Origin of the sequence: Desulfatitalea alkaliphila (assembly GCF_022968795.1) — a bacterium.
GTDB lineage: Bacteria > Desulfobacterota > Desulfobacteria > Desulfobacterales > Desulfosarcinaceae > Desulfatitalea > Desulfatitalea alkaliphila.
Map to the genome: position 1 here is coordinate 1 of NZ_JALJRB010000054.1, position 3,779 is coordinate 3,779.

At 62.9% G+C, this 3,779-nt stretch carries 3 protein-coding genes; all 3 read left to right on the forward strand.

The genetic code is table 11. The annotated features are described in order from the left end of the window. Positions 1 to 244 precede the first annotated feature (244 nt). The 3 genes from nifU to MRX98_RS21490 all read left to right on the forward strand — a co-directional run bounded on the left by nifU (position 245) and on the right by MRX98_RS21490 (position 3,720). A complete protein-coding gene (gene nifU / locus MRX98_RS21480) occupies positions 245 to 1,075 on the forward strand; it encodes a Fe-S cluster assembly protein NifU (protein ID WP_246915116.1) in 831 nt (276 codons plus the stop codon). Next, positions 1,072 to 2,256, forward strand: coding sequence for a cysteine desulfurase NifS (nifS, locus tag MRX98_RS21485; protein WP_246915119.1), 1,185 nt, complete (start codon positions 1,072 to 1,074; stop codon positions 2,254 to 2,256). The genes nifU and nifS overlap by 4 nt, the downstream gene beginning before the upstream one ends. A gap of 102 nt (positions 2,257 to 2,358) precedes the next feature. After that, on the forward strand, positions 2,359 to 3,720 hold the full coding sequence (locus MRX98_RS21490) for a TolC family protein (protein WP_246915121.1): 1,362 nt from the start codon (positions 2,359 to 2,361) through the stop codon (positions 3,718 to 3,720). The last annotated feature ends 59 nt before the right edge of the window (positions 3,721 to 3,779 follow it).

Below are 3,779 nucleotides of genomic sequence, written 5' to 3' on the forward strand. Positions count from 1 at the left end.
GCACACAGGCCCCCGGCCCACCCGCCGGGGGTCGCTCAACGCACCATACAACCGACATCTGATTTCGAATGTTCGCAGCTTTGATGCTGCCCCTGCGCGGGTCGAATCGGCGTGGTGCCATTTTCATTCTTGATTTTATGCTTATTATGCGGAATCGTTATGTTTGTTTTGGTATTGCAACTGGCGCGACCGTTTCATCTGGGTGGAAATGCTGTACGTAAACGACAACCTCGGGGAGGACGCTATGTGGGAATATTCCGATAAAGTCAAAGAACACTTTCTCAACCCCCGCAACGTGGGCGAAGTGGAAGGGGCCGACGGCGTGGGCGAAGTGGGCTCCATGGCCTGCGGGGATGCATTGAAATTGACCTTTAAAGTCGGCGACGACGGCCGCATCGTCGACGCCAAATTCAAAACTTTCGGCTGTGCCAGCGCCATCGCCTCGGCATCGGCCTTGACCGAGCTGCTCGTCGGAAAGACCGTGGAAGAAGCCGAGCGGTTGACCAACGATCACATCGCCGAATACCTGGGCGGACTGCCCAAGGAGAAGATGCACTGTTCGGTGATGGGGCAGGAAGCGCTGGAAAAGGCCATCGCCTGCTATCGCGGCGAGCCGGACAAGCAGCCGGAAGGCAACGTGGTGTGCGAGTGTTTCGGGGTCACCGATCGCCAGATCGAGCGGGCCTTGAGCGACAACGCCCTGACCACCATCGAGGAGATCACCAACTACATCAAGGCCGGTGGCGGCTGCGGCAAGTGCCATGACACCATCCAGGAGATCATCGACCGGGTCAACGGCGGTGGGGCTGAAGCGCCTGCCAAGCCCAAGGTGTTGACCAATATTCAGAAGATTCGGTTGATCGAGGAGACCCTGGAGCGGGAGATCAAGCCGGCCTTGAATCAGGACGGGGGTGACATTCAACTGGTGGATGTGGACGGCAACCGGGTGATGGTCAAACTCACGGGGCGTTGCGCCTCGTGTGCCATGTCCGAGGTGACCCTCAAGGATTATGTGGAGACCAAGCTCAAGGAGCTGGTGGCCCCGGAACTGGTTGTGGAGGAGGTGACCTCATGAAGCCGATCTATCTGGACAACAATGCCACCACGCGGGTGGCGCCCGAGGTGGTGGAGGAGATGCTGCCCTATTTTTCCACCTATTACGGCAACCCTTCCAGCATGTACACCTTCGGCGGCAACGTGGCCAAGAAGATCAAGGAGGCGCGGGCCAAAACAGCCGATCTGCTGGGCGCCCAACCGGAGGAGATCATCTTCACCTCCTGCGGCACCGAGAGTGACAGCACGGCCATCTGGGCGGCCCTGCGCGCCAACCCGGGCAAGCGGCATGTGATCACCTCCAATGTGGAGCATCCGGCGGTCAAGAACCTGGGCGAGTACCTGGCGCGCAACGGCTACCGGGTCACCTTTGTGCCGGTGGACCGCCAGGGGCGGCTGGACCTGGATCATCTCTACGCTCATCTGAGCGACGACACCGCGGTGGTGAGCCTCATGTGGGCCAACAACGAAACCGGCGTCCTTTTTCCGGTGGAGGCGGTGGCCGAGCGGGTGCACAAGCGCGGTGCCGTTTTTCACACCGACGCGGTGCAGGCCGTGGGCAAGGTGCCCATCCAGATGGCGGAAAACAAGATCGACATGCTGGCGCTTTCGGGTCACAAGCTGCATGCTCCCAAGGGGGTGGGGGCCCTCTATGTGCGCCGCGGCACCAAATTCGCGCCCTTTCTGCTGGGCGGCCATCAGGAAAACGGGCGCCGCGGCGGCACCGAGAACGTGGCCGGCATCATCGGCCTGGGCAAGGCGGCCGAACTGGCGGCGGCCAAAATGGAGGAGGAGAACACCCGCGTCAAGGCGATGCGCGACAAACTGGAACAGACACTGCTGGAGCGGATTCCCAACGCCATGGTCAACGGCGATCCCGCCGATCGACTGCCCAACACCAGCAGCATCGCCTTCGAGTTCGTGGAGGGGGAATCGATTCTGCTCATGATGGACGAATTCGGTATCTGCGCGTCATCGGGGTCGGCCTGCACCTCCGGTTCCCTGGAGCCCTCCCATGTGCTGCGGGCCATGGACGTGCCCTTCACCGCGGCCCACGGCTCCATCCGTTTCAGTCTGAGCATCTACAATACCGAAGCGGAAATCGATCTGGTCATCGAGAAACTGCCGCCCATCATCGAGCGGTTGCGCAAAATGTCGCCTTTCTGGAGTGAAGCGGCGGGGGCTTGCCGTACGGCCGTGTAACCCCGGCGCGATTAGCGGCTCTTACCCGGTGGCAGACGAAGGACCGGTTGCATCCGTTGGGTGCACTCGAATCGATAACGCCTTTCACATTGGGGAGACCTTATGCGGTTGAAGGCATGGCGGCGCGCCGCCGTTTGGACGATGCTGGTGCTCGGGTGGCTGGGGACGGTGGGCCCGGCCGGCACCCGGGCCGATGACACACCCCACCCTTTGACCCTGGAAGAGGCGGTCGCTCTGGCCCGGCAACACAATCCCCGTATGGCGGCCGCCCGTCATCAACTGGATGCCGACAGCGCCCGGGTCACCCAGGCCGGTTCAAGCATGCTGCCCCAGGTGGATCTGTCCGAGACCTTCGGGCGTACCAACAGCCCCCTCTGGGCCTTCGGCACCAGGCTCAACCAGGGGGCGATTCAACAGGCCGATTTCGCCCCGGCCAATCTCAACAGTCCCGATGCCATCAACAATTTTCGCACCGCCTTGACCCTGACCTGGAATCTGTTCGACGGCGGCCGGAGCTGGATCGGCTGGCGCCAGGCGCAACAGAATCGTCAGGCCGCTGAGTTGGCGCTGCGGCGTACCGAGCAGGAAGTGGCCGCTCAAGCCGCCACGGCCTACGCGGCTTGCCTGCTGGCCGAAGAACACCGGGCGGTGGTGCGCCAGGCCCTGGCAACAGCACAGGCCCACCTGAAGGTGGTGGAGGATCGGGAAAGGAGCGGGCTGGCGGTGAAAAGCGACGTGCTGCGGGCCCGGGTGCGCATCGCCGACCTGGAACAGCAGCGGTTGCAGGCCGAAAGCCGGGAGCGGGTGGCCCTGGCCCGGTTGGGGGCGGCCATGGGGCGTTCCGACGATCTCTACGGCACGGTCACGCTCACTTCCGCGCCGGGCCCCGGTGCGCCCTTGACCGCGGATCTGACGCACTGGACGGCGCGCGCCCTCGAGCAGCGTCCCGATCTGCAACAGATTCGGTTGCAGGAAGAGATCGCCCGTCGGCAGGTGGCAAAGGCGCGGGCGGCCCACTATCCCACCCTCGCGCTACAGGGCACTTACGAAATCAATTCGGACGATTTCAGCGACACCCAGGACAGCTATGCCGTGGGTGCCGTGGTGCAGGTCAATCTGTTCAGCGGCCGACGCATTTCGGCCCGGACCGCCGAGGCGCGGTCCCTGCTGGCCAAAATCGCGGCCATGCGCGAAGAGCTGATGGCGGGGGTACGGGTGGATACCCAGCAGGCCTACTACGAAGCCCTGAGTGCCTGGCAGAGCATCGAGGTGGCCCGCACGGCCGTGGCCGAGGCCGAAGAGGGGTTGCGTATTGTCGCCAATCGTTACGAAAGCGGTTTGCTGGCCCTGGTCAGCCTGCTGGATGCCCAGGTGGCCGTGCAGCAAGCACAGACCCAGCACCACAGGGCGCTGCATGATTATAGTGTGGCGCGTACGATGTTGGCGTTGGCGGTGGGTGAGTAGTTTGAGTTGATTGGGTTTGTCGGGTTTGTTGCGTTTGTTGAGTTGGTTGGGTTCAAGGG